Source organism: Escherichia sp. HH091_1A, from assembly GCF_030295175.1.
GTDB lineage: Bacteria > Pseudomonadota > Gammaproteobacteria > Enterobacterales > Enterobacteriaceae > Escherichia > Escherichia coli_F.
The window spans coordinates 2,696,340-2,715,393 of the sequence record NZ_AP025747.1 but is presented as its reverse complement, the minus strand read 5'-3'; the positions used below and the strand labels follow the sequence as shown (position 1 = coordinate 2,715,393).

Sequence of the window (19,054 nt, the reverse complement as noted above, 5' to 3'; positions counted from 1 at the left end):
ACTACGGTTTTTGCACCATTTTCGCTGCCTCGTCGGGCAACAGAGGAAGAATAATCCATATGAAATGGCTATGTTCAGTAGGAATCGCGGTGAGTCTGGCCCTGCAACCAGCACTGGCGGATGATTTATTCGGTAACCATCCATTAACGCCTGAAGCGCGTGATGCGTTCGTCACCGAACTGCTCAATAAAATGACGGTTGATGAGAAAATTGGTCAGCTGCGCTTAATCAGCGTCGGCCCGGATAACCCGAAAGAGGCGATCCGCGAGATGATCAAAGACGGGCAGGTTGGAGCGATTTTCAACACCGTAACCCGTCAGGATATCCGCGCCATGCAGGATCAGGTGATGGAACTGAGCCGCCTGAAAATTCCTCTCTTCTTTGCTTACGATGTGCTGCACGGTCAACGCACGGTTTTCCCGATTAGCCTCGGTCTGGCCTCTTCTTTTAATCTTGATGCGGTGAAAACGGTCGGGCGTGTCTCTGCTTATGAAGCGGCAGATGATGGCCTGAACATGACCTGGGCACCGATGGTCGATGTCTCGCGCGATCCGCGCTGGGGACGTGCTTCCGAAGGTTTTGGGGAAGATACGTATCTCACTTCGATTATGGGTAAGACTATGGTGGAAGCGATGCAGGGTAAAAGCCCGGCAGATCGCTACTCGGTGATGACCAGCGTCAAACACTTTGCCGCTTACGGCGCGGTAGAAGGCGGTAAAGAGTACAACACCGTCGATATGAGTCCGCAGCGCCTGTTTAACGACTATATGCCGCCGTACAAAGCGGGGCTGGATGCAGGCAGCGGTGCGGTAATGGTGGCGCTGAACTCGCTGAATGGCACGCCAGCAACTTCCGACTCCTGGCTGCTGAAAGATGTGCTGCGCGATCAGTGGGGCTTTAAAGGCATTACCGTTTCCGATCATGGCGCAATCAAAGAGCTGATTAAACATGGCACGGCGGCAGACCCGGAAGATGCGGTGCGCGTGGCACTGAAATCCGGCATCAACATGAGTATGAGCGACGAGTATTACTCGAAGTATCTGCCTGGGTTGATCAAATCCGGCAAAGTGACGATGGAAGAGCTGGATGACGCTGCCCGTCATGTACTGAACGTGAAATATGATATGGGGTTGTTTAACGACCCGTACAGCCATCTCGGTCCGAAAGAGTCTGACCCGGTGGATACCAATGCCGAAAGCCGCCTGCACCGCAAAGAAGCGCGTGAAGTGGCACGCGAAAGCCTGGTGTTGCTGAAAAACCGTCTCGAAACGTTACCGCTGAAAAAATCAGCCACCATTGCGGTGGTTGGGCCACTGGCGGACAGCAAACGTGACGTGATGGGCAGCTGGTCCGCAGCCGGTGTTGCCGATCAATCCGTGACCGTACTGACCGGGATTAAAAATGCCGTCGGTGAAAACGGTAAAGTGCTGTACGCCAAAGGGGCGAACGTTACCAGTGACAAAGGCATTATCGATTTCCTGAATCAGTATGAAGAGGCGGTCAAAGTCGATCCGCGTTCGCCCCAAGAGATGATTGATGAAGCGGTGCAAACCGCGAAACAATCTGATGTGGTGGTGGCTGTGGTCGGTGAAGCTCAGGGGATGGCGCACGAGGCTTCCAGCCGTACCGATATTACTATTCCGCAAAGCCAACGTGACTTGATTGCGGCGTTGAAAGCCACTGGTAAACCGCTGGTGCTGGTGCTGATGAATGGGCGTCCGCTGGCGCTGGTGAAAGAAGATCAGCAGGCTGATGCGATTCTGGAAACCTGGTTTGCGGGGACTGAAGGCGGTAATGCGATTGCCGATGTGTTGTTTGGCGATTACAACCCGTCGGGCAAGCTGCCGATGTCCTTCCCGCGTTCTGTCGGGCAGATCCCGGTGTACTACAGCCATCTGAATACCGGTCGGCCGTATAATGCCGACAAGCCGAACAAATACACTTCGCGTTATTTTGATGAAGCTAACGGGGCGCTGTATCCGTTCGGCTATGGTCTGAGCTATACCACCTTCACCGTCTCTGATGTGAAACTTTCTGCGCCGACCATGAAGCGTGACGGCAAAGTGACCGCCAGTGTGCAGGTGACGAACACCGGTAAGCGCGAAGGGGCGACGGTAGTGCAGATGTACTTGCAGGATGTGACGGCTTCCATGAGTCGCCCGGTGAAGCAGCTGAAAGGCTTTGAGAAAATCACCCTGAAACCGGGCGAAACTCAGACCGTCAGCTTCCCGATTGATATCGAGGCGCTGAAGTTCTGGAATCAACAGATGAAATATGACGCCGAGCCTGGCAAGTTCAATGTCTTTATCGGCACTGATTCCGCACGCGTTAAGAAAGGCGAGTTTGAGTTGCTGTAATGTTTTAGTAAGGGCGCGACGTCTGCGCCTTTTGCCTGATGCGTTGCGCTTATCAGGCCTTCGCGGGTTTTTAACCTCTTGAATTTTCGCTGTTTGTAGGCCGGATAAGGCGTTTACGCCGCATCCGGCAAGAAACGCCGGGCAAAATATGCCCTTTAAGTATTTCTCTGATTCTGCAATTGAATCCCTCCGCTCAGGCTAACCCCGCCATTATCAACTATGCTTTTCTCTTAATTCGCTGAAAACAACAGTAAAAGAATGAGGAAAGCATCATGCCACTCTCAAAGCTCTGGGCAGGTTCACTGGTTTTGTTGGCAGCCGTGAGCCTGCCGCTACAGGCGGCTTCCCCCGTTAAAGTCGGTTCGAAAATCGATACCGAAGGCGCGCTACTCGGCAACATTATTTTGCAAGTGCTGGAAAGCCACGGCGTACCGACGGTGAATAAAGTCCAGTTGGGAACCACGCCGGTGGTGCGCGGCGCGATCACTTCTGGCGAGCTGGATATCTATCCGGAATATACCGGTAATGGTGCTTTCTTCTTTAAAGATGAAAATGATGCGGTGTGGAAAAATGCCGGACAAGGCTATGAGAAAGTCAAAAAGCTCGATGCAGAGCAAAACAAGTTAATCTGGCTGACGCCTGCGCCTGCAAATAACACCTGGACCATCGCCGTGCGTCAGGATGTTGCAGAGAAAAACAAACTCACTTCGCTTGCCGACCTGAGTCGTTATCTGAAAGACGGTGGCACCTTCAAACTGGCGGCCTCAGCAGAGTTTATCGAACGCGCCGATGCCTTACCCGCTTTTGAAAAAGCCTATGGCTTTAAGCTCGGTCAGGATCAGTTGCTGTCACTGGCCGGTGGCGACACTGCGGTGACAATCAAAGCTGCTGCCCAGCAAACATCCGGCGTTAATGCGGCGATGGCTTACGGCACCGACGGCCCGGTCGCGGCGCTGGGGCTGCAAACCTTAAGCGATCCGCAAGGCGTGCAACCTATCTACGCGCCTGCACCAGTGGTGCGTGAATCGGTGTTGAAGGAGTATCCGCAAATGGCACAGTGGCTACAGCCAGTCTTCGCCAGCCTCGATGCAAAAACATTGCAGCAACTGAATGCCAGCATTGCTGTGGAAGGACTGGATGCCAAAAAAGTGGCTGCCGACTACCTGAAACAAAAAGGGTGGACGAAGTAATTTCCCGTGACTTATTTCCGTATTAATCCTGTTCTGGCGCTGCTGCTGTTGCTGACGGCAATCGCAGCGGCGCTGCCGTTTATCAGTTACGCGCCTAATCGTTTAGTCTCGGGTGAGGGGCGTCATCTCTGGCAGCTGTGGCCGCAAACGATCTGGATGCTGGTGGGCGTTGGTTGCGCCTGGCTGACCGCCTGTTTTATTCCCGGTAAAAAAGGCAGCATTTTTGCACTCATTCTGGCGCAATTCGTCTTCATATTGCTGGTGTGGGGCGCGGGAAAGGCGGCGACACAACTGGCGCAAAATGGCAGTGCGCTGGCGCGTACCAGCCTCGGCAGTGGTTTCTGGCTGGCTGCGGCTCTGGCATTGCTGGCCTGTAGCGATGCCATCCGCCGAATCTCCACGCATCCGCTGTGGCGCTGGTTGTTGTATATGCAGATTGCCATTATTCCGCTGTGGTTGCTGTATTCCGGCGCGCTTAACGATCTCTCGCTAATGAAAGAATACGCCAACCGTCAGGATGTGTTTGATGATGCGCTGGCACAGCATCTGACCCTGCTGTTTGGCTCGGTAGTGCCTGCGCTGGTGATTGGCGTGCCGCTGGGCGTCTGGTGCTACTTTTCCACTGCGCGGCAGGGGGCGATTTTTTCTCTGCTGAATGTCATTCAGACCGTGCCTTCGGTGGCGCTCTTTGGCCTGTTGATTGCGCCGCTTGCCGCGCTGGTTACGGCCTTTCCGTGGCTGGGTAAGCTCGGCATAGCAGGAACCGGAATGACACCCGCACTGATTGCGCTGGTGCTCTATGCCTTGCTGCCGCTGGTGCGCGGTGTGGTAGTCGGCTTGAACCAGATCCCGCACGATGTGCTGGAGAGCGCCAGAGCGATGGGCATGAGCGGGGCGCAGCGATTCCTGCATGTTCAGTTACCGCTGGCGTTACCGGTATTTCTGCGCAGCCTGCGGGTGGTGATGGTGCAAACCGTCGGCATGGCGGTGATTGCGGCACTAATTGGCGCAGGCGGTTTTGGTGCGCTGGTTTTCCAGGGGCTGCTAAGCAGTGCCATTGATTTAGTGTTGCTGGGGGTGATCCCGGTAATCGTACTGGCGGTGCTGATCGACGCACTGTTCGATCTGGTTATCGCACTGCTGAAGGTGAAAAGTAATGATTGAATTTAGCCATGTCAGCAAACTGTTCGGCACACAAAAAGCTGTTAACGATCTCAATCTCAATTTTCAGGAAGGGAGTTTCTCGGTGCTGATTGGTACATCAGGCTCCGGTAAATCCACCACGTTGAAAATGATCAACCGTCTGGTAGAGCATGACAGCGGAGTGATCCGCTTTGCCGGAGAAGAAATTCGCTCGCTGCCAGTGCTGAAGTTGCGCCGCCGGATGGGCTATGCCATTCAATCTATTGGCCTGTTTCCCCACTGGAGCGTGGCGCAAAACATTGCCACTGTGCCGCAATTACAAAAATGGCCGCGGGCGCGGATCGACGACCGTATTGACGAATTAATGGCGCTACTGGGGCTGGAGACGAATTTGCGTGAGCGTTATCCGCATCAGCTTTCCGGCGGTCAGCAGCAACGTGTGGGAGTGGCCCGCGCGTTGGCTGCCGATCCGCAAGTCTTACTGATGGATGAACCCTTTGGCGCACTGGACCCGGTAACGCGCGGTGCGTTGCAACAAGAGATGACGCGTATTCACCGTTTGTTAGGGCGCACCATTGTGCTGGTCACTCATGATATTGATGAGGCGCTACGGCTGGCAGAACATCTGGTATTGATGGATCACGGTGAAGTGGTGCAGCAGGGCAATCCGCTGACGATGCTGACTCGTCCGGCGAATGATTTCGTCCGCCAGTTTTTTGGCCGTAGTGAACTGGGGGTCCGCCTGCTTTCGTTACGTAGCGTGGCGGATTACGTGCGTCGCGAAGAACGGGCAGAAGGTGAGGCACTGGCAGAAGAGATGACGCTACGCGATGCGCTCTCCCTGTTTGTCGCACGGGGTTGTGAAGTGCTGCCGGTGGTGAACACGCAGGGCGAGCCTTGCGGCACGCTGCATTTTCAGGATCTGCTGGTGGAGGCGTAAGCGTATGAAGATGTTGCGCGATCCGCTGTTCTGGCTCATTGCTTTGTTTGTGGCACTGATTTTCTGGCTGCCTTACAGCCAGCCGCTGTTTTCTGCCTTGTTCCCACAACTGCCACGCCCCGTTTATCAGCAAGAAAGTTTTGCTGCTCTGGCACTGGCTCATTTCTGGCTGGTGGGAATTTCGAGTTTGTTTGCGGTGATCATTGGCACAGGTGCCGGAATTATTGTTACTCGCCCGTGGGGCGCGGAATTTCGCCCACTGGTGGAAACTATCGCCGCCGTTGGGCAGACTTTTCCGCCCGTCGCGGTGCTGGCGATTGCTGTTCCGGTGATGGGGTTTGGTCAGCAACCGGCGATTATCGCCTTGATCCTGTACGGTGTGCTGCCCGTCCTGCAGGCGACACTTGCCGGGCTGGGATCGATTGATGCCAGCGTGACAGAAGTTGCGAAAGGTATGGGAATGAGCCGTGGTCAGCAACTGCGTAAGGTCGAGCTACCGCTGGCAGCTCCAGTGATTCTGGCGGGTGTACGAACGTCGGTGATTATCAACATTGGCACGGCGACGATCGCCTCAACGGTAGGGGCCAACACGCTGGGTACGCCCATCATCATCGGGCTTAGCGGATTTAATACCGCGTATGTGATCCAGGGGGCGTTACTGGTGGCACTGGCGGCGATCATCGCAGACCGCCTGTTTGAAAGGCTGGTGCAGGCGCTTAGCCAGCACGCAAAATAAAGGTATAACCTGCGAGCATGACGCCACCAATTCCGCCTAACGCCATAAAAAGGAACAGGGCGATGACCCCAATTTTAGCTATGCGCATAATGCACTCCTTATGTTAACGAAAGGATTGTACAGTAAAGCGCATTTGTTAACGAATCATTAAATGCCGAGTGGGAAAATATCATGGCCTTGTTCCTGCCAACTGGTAAGTTGCTGCTGTTGGGCAGAGGTTCGATTTTCACCGCACCACACCAGCAATGTACGGCCTTCGAACAGTTCTGGGCGTAGTTGATTGAGCGAGTGGGCGAGGACATCAATGCGCCATCCTTGTTGACTGGCAATCCAGCCCTCTAGCCACAGACGGGTGGTATCCTGAATATTCCAGCCAACCACCAGCGCATCTTTACCCTGTTTTTTACGTGCCGAAGCCAGACAAATGGCGATGTAGTTGATCAGTACGCCGTCGAGGATCGCCAGCAGCGCCTGGAGAGTCGGTTGTTGGCACTGAAGTCGTCGGCGCAGAGGAATAAACAGGTGCGTGGTGAGTGTCTGGGCGGGGTAATCCTGACCGCGCTCTTTGATCCACGTTCGCAGGCTATGCAGATTGCCGCTTTGCAGGTAAGTCAGTAATGTTTCTTGCTGATCGCGCCAGCCGTTCTGCACATCAACATTTTCATTACTGAGCAGCATTTTAACTTTGCTGACCTGCACGCCGTTGTCGATCCAGCGTTTGATCTCGCGGATCCGGTCAATATCGGCATCATTGAACAGCCGATGACCGCCGTCTGTCCGTTGCGGTTTCAGCAATCCGTAACGCCTCTGCCACGCGCGTAACGTGACAGGGTTAATATCACAAAGCAACGCCACTTCACCAATTGTGTAAAGCGCCATCGTCTCACCCTTGCTCGCGAGGTCCCAGTTTAACTTTAGACGCAGTTTTGCGAACCAGGTAGTTTTGCCCGTTTTTTGTTCATCTATAGGGTGATTTTATTTTTGCCAGGCGATTTTGAGTGATCGTACTTACGAATTCTCATTTTTCTGCAAGAGTTCAAAGAAAGTTAAACGCAGGCAATGTATGTTACGCGTTTTAAAGGGAAGTGTGGTTTGCGGGTATGTACGATTTTAATCTGGTGTTGCTGCTGCTTCAGCAGATGTGCGTTTTTTTAGTCATTGCGTGGTTAATGAGTAAAACGCCATTATTCATACCGTTAATGCAGGTCACGGTTCGTCTGCCGCATAAATTTCTCTGCTACATCGTCTTTTCCATCTTCTGCATCATGGGCACCTGGTTTGGGCTGCACATTGACGATTCTATTGCCAATACCCGTGCGATTGGTGCGGTAATGGGGGGCTTACTCGGCGGTCCGGTCGTCGGTGGGCTGGTTGGTCTGACCGGCGGGTTACATCGATATTCGATGGGGGGCATGACCGCGCTAAGTTGCATGATCTCGACCATCGTTGAAGGATTGCTCGGCGGCCTGGTACACAGCATCCTGATCCGTCGCGGGCGCACTGATAAAGTCTTTAATCCCATTACCGCCGGTGCCGTCACGTTCGTCGCTGAAATGGTGCAAATGCTGATCATCCTGGCGATCGCCCGACCTTATGAAGATGCGGTGCGTCTGGTGAGTAATATTGCTGCGCCAATGATGGTCACCAATACCGTCGGCGCGGCGCTGTTTATGCGTATATTGCTCGATAAACGCGCGATGTTTGAAAAATACACTTCGGCTTTTTCTGCTACTGCGCTGAAAGTGGCTGCCTCGACGGAAGGCATTTTGCGCCAGGGGTTTAACGAAGTGAACAGCATGAAAGTGGCACAGGTGCTGTATCAGGAGCTGGATATTGGTGCAGTCGCGATTACCGATCGAGAGAAATTGCTGGCTTTTACCGGAATTGGTGACGACCACCATTTACCCGGCAAACCGATTTCTTCGACTTACACCTTAAAAGCGATTGAAACCGGTGAAGTGGTCTACGCCGATGGCAACGAAGTGCCTTACCGTTGCTCGTTGCATCCGCAATGCAAACTGGGTTCGACGCTGGTGATTCCGTTGCGTGGTGAAAATCAGCGGGTGATGGGCACCATCAAATTGTATGAAGCCAAAAACCGTTTGTTCAGTTCAATCAATCGCACGCTGGGCGAGGGGATTGCGCAACTGCTTTCGGCGCAGATCCTCGCCGGGCAATATGAGCGGCAAAAAGCGATGCTCACCCAGTCAGAGATCAAACTGCTTCACGCCCAGGTGAACCCCCATTTTTTGTTTAATGCGCTTAACACCATTAAAGCGGTGATCCGCCGCGACAGCGAACAGGCCAGCCAGCTGGTGCAGTATCTTTCCACTTTTTTCCGTAAAAACTTAAAGCGGCCTTCGGAGTTTGTTACTCTCGCCGACGAAATTGAACATGTGAATGCTTATCTGCAAATTGAAAAGGCGCGCTTCCAGTCGCGGTTGCAGGTCAACATTGCTATTCCGCAAGAATTATCCCAGCAGCAATTGCCCGCGTTTACCCTGCAACCGATTGTGGAAAACGCCATTAAACATGGGACATCACAACTGCTGGATACAGGGCGAGTAGCAATCAGCGCCCGACGTGAGGGGCAACATTTGATGCTGGAGATCGAAGACAATGCTGGCTTGTATCAACCGGTAACCAATGCCAGCGGGCTGGGGATGAATCTGGTGGATAAGCGTTTACGTGAACGGTTTGGCGATGACTATGGGATAAGCGTCGCCTGTGAACCTGATAATTACACCCGAATAACGTTACGACTGCCATGGAGGGACGAGGCATGATTAAAGTCTTAATTGTCGATGACGAACCGTTAGCACGGGAGAACCTGCGCGTATTTTTGCAGGAGCAGAGTGATATTGAAATTGTCGGCGAGTGTTCAAACGCTGTAGAAGGGATCGGCGCGGTGCATAAACTGCGCCCGGACGTGCTGTTTCTCGATATCCAGATGCCGCGTATTAGCGGTCTGGAAATGGTGGGGATGCTCGACCCGGAACATCGTCCGTATATCGTTTTTCTCACCGCGTTTGACGAATACGCCATTAAAGCCTTTGAAGAACATGCATTTGATTATCTTCTGAAGCCAATTGATGAAGCGCGGCTGGAGAAAACGCTGGCGCGTTTGCGTCAGGAGCGCAGCAAGCAGGATATTTCGCTGTTACCGGAAAATCAACAGGCGCTGAAATTTATCCCTTGTACGGGGCATAGTCGGATTTATTTGCTGCAAATGAGAGATGTAGCATTTGTCAGCAGTCGGATGAGCGGTGTCTACGTTACCAGCCACGAAGGGAAAGAAGGTTTCACCGAACTGACTTTGCGCACTCTGGAGAGCCGTACACCACTACTGCGCTGCCATCGTCAGTATCTGGTTAACCTCGCGCATTTACAGGAGATTCGCCTGGAAGATAACGGTCAGGCTGAGTTGATTTTGCGTAATGGTTTAACCGTCCCTGTCAGCCGCCGCTATCTGAAAAGTTTAAAAGAGGCGATTGGCCTGTAAAAGACTGCTAAAATGGCTTTTTGCCTCATCAACACCTGAAGGCCTCATGCTTAGTAATGATATTCTGCGCAGCGTGCGCTACATTTTGAAAGCCAATAATAACGACCTGGTGCGCATTCTGGCGCTGGGTAATGTCGAAGCCACTGCGGAACAGATCGCCGTCTGGCTACGCAAAGAAGACGAAGAAGGGTTTCAGCGTTGTCCGGACATTGTTCTGTCTTCATTCCTGAATGGCCTGATTTATGAAAAACGTGGCAAGGATGAGTCAGCGCCGGCACTGGAGCCGGAACGTCGCATTAATAACAACATCGTGCTGAAAAAATTACGTATCGCGTTTTCGCTGAAAACTGATGATATTCTGGCGATCCTTACCGAACAGCAGTTCCGCGTTTCGATGCCGGAAATTACGGCGATGATGCGTGCACCGGATCATAAAAACTTCCGCGAATGCGGCGATCAATTCATGCGTTATTTTCTGCGTGGGCTGGCAGCGCGCCAGCATGTGAAGAAAAGCTAAGACGGGTATGGCGGCCATGCGAAGAACATGGCCGCCGACAGATTATTTCACTTCTTTAAAACCAGCGGCTTTCATCACCAGTTCCATTTGCGCCATAGTGATACCTTTTTTGGCATCTTCAGCAGAAACGTTGATACCTGAAATACCCTGCAGGGCTTTAAAATCAACTTTTTCCATATCGATAGTCACGTTTTCCTGAGCATAGGTATCGGTAAAGGTTAATTTTTCTTCAACGCCAGGGATGTTTTTATATTTGGCACTTAACGGCTCAAGTGTCTTGGCAGCATCTTCTTTGGTGGTTGCACCAATGGAAGCAAATTGAATTTTGGTTTCAGAAGATTGCTTAAGAACCTTGTCACCTTTGTAGACATAGGTAATAGCAATTTCAGTACCGTTCAGATTAGCGCTAAATTTCTTCGATTCTTCTTTGTCACCGCAGCCAGCAAGAGAGAAAACCAGAACAGATGCAACAACAAGGGAAAACAGCTTATTGAAAGCCTTCATGTAAAACTCCATTTTATTTAATCAAGGAACTGGTGACCACACCAGGGGCCATATAGGATATGCCTAATACCTTGGCGTGAGCAGTCCGGAACTGGAGTAGAACTCTTTGTAAAAAGCACTATTTGTCCTTGTTACTCAAGCAAGGTTAATAATTGTTCGCAAAGCAAAACGCAGTTATTCATTGCTTCTCCCCGTGCCTCGCCTTCTGTATTACGAAATTGTCCCAACACATGTGCCAGCCGATAAAAACCCATCGCGGTGAGTTCATTGACCAGCAACTCTGACTGACTAATGGCACTCTGTTCCTGATAGCGCCAGCCATTATGGAGCAGTTGAATAAGCAACGCCTGACAGCGCATCAGTAACTGATGAGTGGTAGACGGTACAGGCAGAACGCTGGCAGAAGGTAGCGGTGCCACAGGCGCAGTTTCTGCGTCCAGTGCCCAGGCGCGGGTTTGCGTCATCATCACCCGTGGTTCCAGTGTCAATTGCCCCTCAGCAAAATTGATAAACCCAGAAACCAGACTCACGGGATCTTCTGTTTGTTGTAACAGAGATGCCATGCGTTCAACAGCAAAGGGCGAACAGGTAGAGGCTGGTAGGGATAATGTCAGCACGTTATCTTCACCTTCGCCGCTGATTACCTGCGCATCCAGCGTTTGGCGGCTGCTATCCCAACCGAGTGAAATGCACTCTTCTACTGGCAGAATAAATAAGTTATCGACCTGGTTAAGCGGTCGTATGGCGGCTGGCGGACGTTGGCGTAAATATTCCCGCAAAGCCACAATGCCCGGCTGGCGCAGTGGTGCGCTCAACATTTGCCAGGCATCAGGCGACAGCGGAACAACACTGCTTAAGCGGTTGCGGGTAGCTAATAGCAACTCGCCATCAGCACTGCGTTTTGCTGCTTGTGAAACAATTTGCCCACCCGCCAGCGCGCCAGCCTGAAAACTAAACAGCCGCCGTTTTGCCGCTGGAGAGTTATCCTGTTCACTTCTCGGCCAACTGCGCGAAAGATGCAAAATACTGCCGGTGTCGGGATCGGTGAACCAGATGCGTAAACCATACCGCTCATTATCCTGCCAGCAACGCATACCTAGTGACACCAGCCGCAAATGATCAAGCTTTGCTTCGCCAGCAATGCCTGCGCCAACGACCGTGCGCCACGGTATGGGCGGTACTTCACCGACACTGTCACGTCGCGCTATCTCTTGTGCACTGTTCAAGCGACTGGTTAACGCCGCAAGCTGGCACAAGCATTTTCCGGCATGATAGTGGCTGGCGCGGGCGTGGAAGGCATCAACGCTTGCCCGTAGCTGTCGTAGTGATTCACTTACCCAACGCCAGTTGCAGCGTTCCGCCGCTTGCTGCGCGCGGCTGAAAGCGGCCTCGTAGTGGATTGACGGTTGGCTGATGCCGCCCAGCCATAATGCCTGACTTAATTGCTGAACATATTGACGACATGCTTTACCTTCGTCGCTGGAAAACGGATCGTCAGATGATGTGACGTGTTCACTGTGCATCTGCCAGATCAAATGAGTAAATTCTGCTTGTTGATTTTTGGCCTCGACGAAGGCCTGCACAGCCAGTGCTACGTGTTCACACAGCGTTCCTTCAATACAATCACAACGGGCGAAACGAATGCTGCTGCGGGAATAAAAACGCACATCGCTCATCGGTAAGCGGGCAGAGGGAATTTCGCCCGGTGTGCAGAACAACTCAATGGTGATGCCTTTAGCGACCAGCGCCTGCGCGCGTTTACGCGTGGTATTGGGCAGGGTAGCCAGTTCTTCCTGCCAGATTGCCGGATCCCACTCTTCTTCTTTTTCCGTAGGCTGGGCGGTGGCACAAAGTCGTTGATAACTTAACACCAGCATCACGCGATGACGGCACATGCCGCTGGCCCCGCAGCTGCATTGAGCCTCTTTCAGTGCCTGACTGTTCGCCAGCCGGGTACGGACACCGTCACTGAACGTGGCGATTAAAGCGCCGTTCTCATGGCAGATTTCCGGGACATTGCCATTTTCCAGTTCCCTAAGGCTGCGCTTCACAAAACCAGCATTGCTTAACGCCGTCAGGGCCTGCGGTGTCAGTTCTAATAATTCCGGACGTAGTGAATTCATGACTGAAGATTCTCCGCAAGCCAGGTAGCCAGTTCGCCTGGCGTCATCGCGGCTATTTGTGCTCCGACATTTACCAGCGCCTGGGCTGTATCGCGGTCGTAGCAAGGTGTTGCGGTGCTATCGAGCACTGCCAGTCCCAGCACTTTGATGCCGCTCTGGACACACTTTTTCACCTGATGCGTCAGCAATGATGATGAACCCCCTTCATAAAAATCGCTCACGAGGATGATGACGCTTTTCGCTGGTTGTTCAATAAGTTGCCGACCATATTCCACGGCGCTGGCGATATTGGTCCCGCCACCCAGCTGTACTTTCATTAATAACTCTACCGGATCGGCAACGTCTGCCGTGAGATCGACGATGCTTGTGTCAAAAGCGACCAGATGGGTGCGGATACCGGGTAACTGCCATAAACAGGCCGCCATCACCGCTGAGTGGATCACCGAGTCAACCATCGATCCGCTTTGATCAACCAGTAAGACCAGTTGCCATTGATCGCTATGGCGCTTAATGCGACTGTTAAAGCGGGGGGATTCGATATACAACTTGCCGTGTTGCGGGTGCCAGTGTTGCAGGTTGGCGCGCAGGGTACTTTTGAAATCGAAACTACGCGCCAGTGGAATAAATGAGCGGCGACGGCGATCGCGGACACCTGAAAAAGCCTGACGAACTTCCTTTGCCAGTCGCGCCATAATTTCTTCAACAACCTGGCGCACTATCCGGCGGGCGGCAGCCAGCACTTCGGGATTCATCAGATGTTTGGTGTGCAAAACGGCGCGTAACAGGCTTTCAGAGGGCTGCATACGTTCCAGCACGTCGAGATTTGTCACTACATCTTCAATGCCATAGCGCAGTACAGCATCGCTTTCCAGCCGCTCAATCACCTGTTGCGGAAACAGCGTGTGAATACTGTTGATCCAATCAGGGGTGGTGAGATTTGAGCCACCTAATCCACCGGAGCGTTCACCACGCTGGAGCCGTTCAGGGTCGCGCCCGTACAGCCACTCCAGCACGTGGTCTATCCGCCGGGCGTTGTCATCCAGCCCACAAAGTGTCGTTTCTGCCGCTTCGCCAAGAATTAATCGCCAGCGTTGTAGCTCACGAGTGGTCAGAAGATCGTTCAGTTCAGACATGGAAAACTCCCCAGTGTTGCAGTGATGCCAGTGCCTGCTGTTCGAGCTGTTGATGATGTGCAATGGCTTGCGGTAGGCAATGCAACGGCATTTGCAGCGCCGAAACGGGAAGCTGAGCGAGCTGGTAATGCTCAAGCACCTGATGCGCCAGCGTCCCGCGTTCTCGTGGCGGTAGCCAGGCCATCGCCGCGCGTAAATCGGGCAGGGCGTTAATAAAATCGGCGTCACTCAGTTGATTCAAATGGCTGCTGAAATCGGCGATAAATGCAGGCTGACTGGCCAGTTGATGGCGGGCTAATGCCAGCAAACCGTGCAGCGCCTCGCCAGATTGTGCCGGGGATAATTGTGCCAGCATCGTCAGCGCCGCTTCGGCACTGGCGTTGGGATGTTCCAGACGCATCAGCGCGCCAAGGGCCGCACCGCGATCCAGCGCTGGGGCATGAATCGCCTGACTGCGACGTTCCAGTAAGGCTACTGCCGCAGAAAGCGAAACGCCGGGTAAATTAACGCCGCTATTTAGATCGCGCAGGATATGGCAAAGCGCCTGCCAGCTATGCAGGTGAGCGTGAAACTCCTTCTCATCCGGCCTGCCGTTGGATTCACATAGCCACAGTGTGCGATCGATAGCCGCGTATACCGTCGTCTGTAATATCTGCGCGCCTTGCATACCGCTGATTTCATCGAGCTGCCACAAGGCGTAAAGCACTTCCAGCGCCTGGCCCATTTCGGCAAACTGATTTTCCTGGGCGATTAATAATGTGAGTTGTTCCAGTAATTGCTGACTGAAGGACGCCAGACCCGCTAACGCTGCCTGGCTAAGACATGTGGTGATGCCGCTGATTCCACCCGCGTCCAGCATATCGGCTTCTAATTTATTGCGTGCGGCCTCCTGGAGTGTGGCACCAAAGCATGCGGCTTCAATCAATGCCGCATGTTGGCTAAGTGGCTGGGTTAATGTCCAGCGTTCTTCACCGTTGCCCGCCAGCGTCAGTGTACTTCCTTGCTCGCGCACAATGCCGGGAATCTCCAGTATTGCCAACTGATGTAGCACCTGACTTTGCGCCAGTCCATCGGGGGTAAAGCGATTTAAGGTAAGCTCCGCCGGAAGAGAGATTCCGGTACGTTCCAGTTCGCAGGTGACATCTTTTGGCAGAGGTGGCTGTGGCGTCGAGGGGGCAAGTTTACCGAATCCGTCACCTGCTAATGTGTCTATCAACGTTACCAGTATCGGATCGGTATCGGGATGAATAACGCCGCGATAGCTCCACGGCAATGGCGCGTTCAGGGCTTCTTTGATCAGCGAGCCTGCTATAGCATCCAGCCAGTCAGTGCGTAACGGTAGTGTATGACCGCGCAACTGTGCCAGTGCCATCGCATGCAGATGAGCGGCAGCCATATCCGCTGTTGAAGCAGGCAAGTGGTGCTGGCGCAAACGGGTAAGAACCGTTTTTAGTAGTTGTTCACCTGCCTGCTGCAAGCCCCACCGCCAGCACCAGTTTTGCCAGACCGGGGCAGGCATTCCTGAAAGGTATCCTGCCAGCACATCAAGGCGCTTTTCACTGTATGGCGTGAGATAGCAACCTGTAACGGCATCTGCCAGCGAAGGCAATTCTGGCTTGTTCATTTCTTGCAAACATTCGCGCCACATTTTTGCCAGTGCCGGAGCGTGCCAGCCACCACAGACGACTAACACGCCGCCATTGTTTTGCTGCATCGCCCATGCAATCCAGTGGGCCATAAAGGCTTCGCGCTGACGATTGAGCGCATCGCCGGGGTAGTCGCCCCGCAGTTGGGCAAAATAGTGCGCCAGTGCATAGGGTAATATAGTTTGCTGGCTTTCATCTTCGAACAGGTGATCCCACAGGGTGTCGCTGTTATCCATACGAGTGGCACGCAGCAACAAAGCCTGGCTTTCCTCTTGCGTACCGGGTGACTCGTCCTCTTCTTCACTCTGCGCCCAGCAAGGCAAATCAATAAAGTAAGTTTGTGCCTGAATATGACGTGCGGTTTGTAGCGCCTGCCACTCCGGCGAAAATTCAGCAAATGGCGTCCAGGCGCCACGTCCGGGGGCAGCACCGTCCTGATACTGGCAATAACTGTAAATCGCCACCGGAAGCTGGTGGGCTAAAAACAGTTCGTCTATCCGGTCATTAAAATCCGCCGGGCCTTCAATCAACACGTATCGCGGCCGCTGGTTTTCGATTAACGATTTCACCAGTCGGGCGCAGGCCGGGCTATGATGCCGGATGCCGACAATTAACGGCTCGCTCATGCATCTTTCCTCACGGCAGGCGGTGGCGAGCTTGATAATAAGCCTGCCAGTGAGCTTCTTTATGTGTAGCGACACGTTGTTCGAAGTAACGGCGCAGACGTGCGCGATCTTCTTCGTTATCTTTGACGATGGTTCCGGCAATACAGTCCACCAGGTCGGCTGGCTCCCCCGCGCGATTCGCTAAAAACCAGGCGCGGACGCCCACAGCGTGGGCCACGTTCACGGCTTCAGCGGTGGACATAATCGCTGTCAGTGTATCCATTGACGTTTTCTTTTCGCCGTTGGCACGCAGATCGCGGAAGGTGCGTACCAGTAACTCAAGTACCGCGTCAGGCACTTTATGCGGAATACCGCTATGGGCCAACAAACGCGCCGAAGCACTGGCGACCAGTTCCAGCTCCTGAGCAAAATCCATAATCGGAAAGACAGTTTCAAAGTCGAATCGGCGTTTTAGTGCCGCGCTCATTTCATTAACGCCGCGATCGCGGGTATTGGCGGTGGCAATAATATTAAAGCCTTCCCGCGCATAGAGCTGACTGGCTTCACCAGTGAGTTCCGGCACCGTCATAACCCTGTCAGAAAGCATACCTAACAGACAGTCTTGTACTTCCAGTGGTGTACGCGTTATCTCTTCAAAACGGACAATTTTGCCGTCGCGCATTCCCTGGTAGAGCGGGGCAGGGACCAGCGCTTCCGTTGACGGACCATGATTAATAAGCAGGGCGTAGTTCCAGCCGTACTTGATTTGATCTTCGGTGGTAGATGCGCCGCCCTGGATAGTTAACCCAGCATCGCCGCTAATAGCGGTTGCCAGTAATTCAGACAGGAGAGATTTTGCGGTGCCAGGTTCCCCCACCAACATCAAACCGCGCCCGGTAGCAAGAGTGACTAACATGCGTTCGACAGCGGAGGGACTAATCACGACTTTACGGCTGATATTTTGCGCGCTATCGCCAAGAATAAAAGAACGGGCCGCAGGCAAACTTAACTGCCAACCGGGCGGGCAAGGTGCGTTATCATTTTGCTTTAATTTTGCCAGTTCATCGGCGTATAACACAGCGGCAGGCGGACGCTGCAGATGATTATTCTGCGGTGACATATATTCATCCCTGAAATGTATTAATCAAATAAACGATATTTTACGCGCAATAAATGTTTGGCGCATTAGTTGTTTGAGCGGAAAATATCTGGAAAGCAATCACAGTAAATAAAAAAACCTGCTGGTGAGGCAGGTTCTTTTATTTACTACTTTCAGGCCTAACACCACGGCCTGTGCAACATCGTGTTCCAACGAACGAATTATAACCATCGGTGGACCCCGTTGCAATTAAGATAATGAGATTTATAATCCTGACTGTTGGGACGTTGCGCCGGATCGAACCCATTTCAAGTCCTGGCTACCGGACGGGTGGTGCCGCAGGTAGTGCCCTGATCCGGAGTGCAACATCGTGGTCCAACATACGTAAACCAGTATCGACAGGCAGTGTAAGGGTAAGATGCTGGTGTTGCGCTCCTTAATAAGGAGAGCGGATGGACACGCTGACACAAAAGTTAACCGTGCTCATTGCCGTACTGGAGTTATTAGTGGCTCTGTTACGGCTGATTGATTTGTTGAAGTAACGGGCAAATTGAAACGCATCTAAGGGGGAAAATACCGCTTCCCCCTTTAATAAAATGATTATTGCTTCCATTAATTCACCCGATAACTTTTTTCTTATTTATTAATTCATCGATTTTATAATTAACGTACATTTGACCGGGATGTGAGTATTTATGGTGGATTATGGGCAAAAATATCTGGAAAGCAGATCGCAGAAAATAAAAAAACCTGCTGGTGAGGCAGGTTCTTTTATTTACAACTTTGACGTTAAGTTACTGATTATGCAACATGGCGCCCCAACGAACGAATTATAACGACCTACGGACCCCGTTGCAATTAAGATAATGAGATTTATAATCCTGACTGTTGGGAAGTTGCGCCGGATCGAACCAATTTCAAGTCCTGGCTACCGGACGGGTGGTGCCGCAGGTGGTGCTCTGATCCGGAGTGCAACATGGCGACTCAACATACGTAAACCAGTATCGACAGGCAGTGTAAGGTGCTGGTGTTGCGCTCCTTAATAAGGAGAGCGGATGGACACGCTGACACAAAAGTTAACTGTGCTCATTGCCGTACTGGAGTTATTAGTGGCTCTGTTACGGTTGATTGATTTGTTGAAGTAGCTGGCAAATTGAAACGCATCTAAGGGGGAATACCGTTTCCCCCTTTAATAAAGCTATTTTTCTATTTGTTGGATGAATATATTTTGTAGTTCACGATTAAAAATTGCTATTACAGTTTTAGGTGATTCACCTCGTAATTTACGCTCATCAATAAATTCATCTCTTATATAAATCAACGCATCATTTATTAGCGGGTCGACATTTCTCGATCACGTTGATGAAATGTTGGATGTAGCCGGAATCGCTCCAACCGGTAGACGGAACCAGTAAATAATTCAGAGCGTTTATGGACCTCAAGTCTGAAGGAAAACGGATCTTCAGGTACAGGGACTTCATAATCATAAGTAGCGACCAGCTCTTTTTGCACGATCATCACTTTTCCCGGTGGTAAGTCGTGTTGATAACGGGCAGTCG

15 protein-coding genes and 1 pseudogene are annotated in these 19,054 nt (G+C 52.3%); 8 read left to right on the top strand and 8 right to left on the bottom strand.

Going from position 1 to position 19,054, the window contains the following annotated elements; translation table 11 throughout:
- The first annotated feature begins 59 nt into the window (after window positions 1-59).
- From bglX to yehW, 5 genes are all read left to right on the top strand, one after another.
- Window positions 60-2,357: a beta-glucosidase BglX gene (gene bglX, locus QUF14_RS13780; RefSeq protein WP_000871524.1), complete on the top strand. Its 2,298-nt coding sequence runs from the start codon at window positions 60-62 to the stop codon at window positions 2,355-2,357.
- Window positions 2,358-2,629: 272 nt separating this feature from the next.
- Window positions 2,630-3,547: a glycine betaine ABC transporter substrate-binding protein OsmF gene (gene osmF / locus QUF14_RS13775; RefSeq protein WP_001131233.1), complete on the top strand. Its 918-nt coding sequence runs from the start codon at window positions 2,630-2,632 to the stop codon at window positions 3,545-3,547.
- A 6-nt stretch (window positions 3,548-3,553) separates the two neighbouring features.
- Window positions 3,554-4,711 carry a glycine betaine ABC transporter permease YehY gene (gene yehY / locus QUF14_RS13770; RefSeq protein WP_000220840.1) on the top strand — a complete coding sequence of 386 codons (1,158 nt, stop codon included), beginning with the start codon at window positions 3,554-3,556 and terminating at the stop codon, window positions 4,709-4,711.
- Complete coding sequence (gene yehX / locus QUF14_RS13765) at window positions 4,704-5,630, top strand: glycine betaine ABC transporter ATP binding protein YehX (RefSeq protein WP_100733656.1); 927 nt, start codon at window positions 4,704-4,706, stop codon at window positions 5,628-5,630. The genes yehY and yehX overlap by 8 nt, the downstream gene beginning before the upstream one ends.
- Window positions 5,631-5,634: 4 nt before the next feature.
- Window positions 5,635-6,366 (top strand): glycine betaine ABC transporter permease YehW, encoded by a 732-nt coding sequence (gene yehW, locus QUF14_RS13760; RefSeq protein WP_100733657.1) that lies wholly within the window; start codon window positions 5,635-5,637, stop codon window positions 6,364-6,366.
- On the opposite strand, the gene QUF14_RS13755 is transcribed toward yehW, so the two are convergent.
- The gene (locus QUF14_RS13755; protein ID WP_001216963.1) at window positions 6,347-6,454 is read right to left on the bottom strand and encodes a protein YohO; all 108 of its coding nucleotides are present in this window, start codon (window positions 6,452-6,454) and stop codon (window positions 6,347-6,349) included. The genes yehW and QUF14_RS13755 overlap by 20 nt on opposite strands.
- Window positions 6,455-6,513: 59 nt before the next feature.
- A complete protein-coding gene (gene mlrA / locus QUF14_RS13750; RefSeq protein ID WP_001240401.1) occupies window positions 6,514-7,245 on the bottom strand; it encodes an HTH-type transcriptional regulator MlrA in 732 nt (243 codons plus the stop codon).
- 221 nt (window positions 7,246-7,466) lie between these two features.
- Between mlrA and btsS the strand changes: the two genes are divergently transcribed.
- From btsS to QUF14_RS13735, 3 genes are read left to right on the top strand one after another with little or no spacing between them, the layout of a single operon-like run.
- The gene (gene btsS, locus QUF14_RS13745; RefSeq protein WP_024212152.1) at window positions 7,467-9,152 is read left to right on the top strand and encodes a two-component regulatory system sensor histidine kinase BtsS; all 1,686 of its coding nucleotides are present in this window, start codon (window positions 7,467-7,469) and stop codon (window positions 9,150-9,152) included.
- The gene (gene btsR, locus QUF14_RS13740; protein WP_024212151.1) at window positions 9,149-9,868 is read left to right on the top strand and encodes a two-component system response regulator BtsR; all 720 of its coding nucleotides are present in this window, start codon (window positions 9,149-9,151) and stop codon (window positions 9,866-9,868) included. The genes btsS and btsR overlap by 4 nt, the downstream gene beginning before the upstream one ends.
- Before the next feature lie 46 nt (window positions 9,869-9,914).
- Window positions 9,915-10,385 (top strand): YehS family protein, encoded by a 471-nt coding sequence (locus tag QUF14_RS13735; RefSeq protein WP_001353102.1) that lies wholly within the window; start codon window positions 9,915-9,917, stop codon window positions 10,383-10,385.
- Between the two features lie 42 nt (window positions 10,386-10,427).
- Here the strand turns inward: QUF14_RS13735 and QUF14_RS13730 are convergent, their stop codons facing one another.
- From QUF14_RS13730 to yehK, 6 genes and pseudogenes are all read right to left on the bottom strand, one after another.
- A complete protein-coding gene (locus QUF14_RS13730; RefSeq protein ID WP_001353103.1) occupies window positions 10,428-10,889 on the bottom strand; it encodes a YehR family lipoprotein in 462 nt (153 codons plus the stop codon).
- Between the two features lie 131 nt (window positions 10,890-11,020).
- Window positions 11,021-13,012, bottom strand: coding sequence for a zinc finger protein YehQ (gene yehQ / locus QUF14_RS13725; RefSeq protein WP_100733658.1), 1,992 nt, complete (start codon window positions 13,010-13,012; stop codon window positions 11,021-11,023).
- Window positions 13,009-14,145: a VWA domain-containing protein gene (locus QUF14_RS13720; protein ID WP_024212150.1), complete on the bottom strand. Its 1,137-nt coding sequence runs from the start codon at window positions 14,143-14,145 to the stop codon at window positions 13,009-13,011. The genes yehQ and QUF14_RS13720 overlap by 4 nt, the downstream gene beginning before the upstream one ends.
- A complete protein-coding gene (locus QUF14_RS13715) occupies window positions 14,138-16,417 on the bottom strand; it encodes a DUF5682 family protein (protein ID WP_100733659.1) in 2,280 nt (759 codons plus the stop codon). The genes QUF14_RS13720 and QUF14_RS13715 overlap by 8 nt, the downstream gene beginning before the upstream one ends.
- Before the next feature lie 10 nt (window positions 16,418-16,427).
- A complete protein-coding gene (locus QUF14_RS13710) occupies window positions 16,428-17,516 on the bottom strand; it encodes an ATP-binding protein (protein WP_000074861.1) in 1,089 nt (362 codons plus the stop codon).
- Window positions 17,517-18,693: 1,177 nt separating this feature from the next.
- Window positions 18,694-19,013: pseudogene (gene yehK, locus QUF14_RS13705) on the bottom strand (protein YehK).
- Window positions 19,014-19,054: the final 41 nt, after the last annotated feature.

What these genes read in the sequence shown, in the direction of transcription:
- bglX (WP_000871524.1), top strand. Translation starts at nt 60, where the DNA reads ATGAAATGGCTATGTTCAGTAGGAATCGCGGTGAGTCTGGCCCTGCAA.
- osmF (WP_001131233.1), top strand. Translation starts at nt 2,630, where the DNA reads ATGCCACTCTCAAAGCTCTGGGCAGGTTCACTGGTTTTGTTGGCAGCC.
- yehX (WP_100733656.1), top strand. Translation starts at nt 4,704, where the DNA reads ATGATTGAATTTAGCCATGTCAGCAAACTGTTCGGCACACAAAAAGCT.
- yehW (WP_100733657.1), top strand. Translation starts at nt 5,635, where the DNA reads ATGAAGATGTTGCGCGATCCGCTGTTCTGGCTCATTGCTTTGTTTGTG.
- QUF14_RS13755 (WP_001216963.1), bottom strand. Translation starts at nt 6,454, where the DNA reads ATGCGCATAGCTAAAATTGGGGTCATCGCCCTGTTCCTTTTTATGGCG.
- mlrA (WP_001240401.1), bottom strand. Translation starts at nt 7,245, where the DNA reads ATGGCGCTTTACACAATTGGTGAAGTGGCGTTGCTTTGTGATATTAAC.
- btsS (WP_024212152.1), top strand. Translation starts at nt 7,467, where the DNA reads ATGTACGATTTTAATCTGGTGTTGCTGCTGCTTCAGCAGATGTGCGTT.
- btsR (WP_024212151.1), top strand. Translation starts at nt 9,149, where the DNA reads ATGATTAAAGTCTTAATTGTCGATGACGAACCGTTAGCACGGGAGAAC.
- QUF14_RS13735 (WP_001353102.1), top strand. Translation starts at nt 9,915, where the DNA reads ATGCTTAGTAATGATATTCTGCGCAGCGTGCGCTACATTTTGAAAGCC.
- QUF14_RS13730 (WP_001353103.1), bottom strand. Translation starts at nt 10,889, where the DNA reads ATGAAGGCTTTCAATAAGCTGTTTTCCCTTGTTGTTGCATCTGTTCTG.
- yehQ (WP_100733658.1), bottom strand. Translation starts at nt 13,012, where the DNA reads ATGAATTCACTACGTCCGGAATTATTAGAACTGACACCGCAGGCCCTG.
- QUF14_RS13720 (WP_024212150.1), bottom strand. Translation starts at nt 14,145, where the DNA reads ATGTCTGAACTGAACGATCTTCTGACCACTCGTGAGCTACAACGCTGG.
- QUF14_RS13715 (WP_100733659.1), bottom strand. Translation starts at nt 16,417, where the DNA reads ATGAGCGAGCCGTTAATTGTCGGCATCCGGCATCATAGCCCGGCCTGC.
- QUF14_RS13710 (WP_000074861.1), bottom strand. Translation starts at nt 17,516, where the DNA reads ATGTCACCGCAGAATAATCATCTGCAGCGTCCGCCTGCCGCTGTGTTA.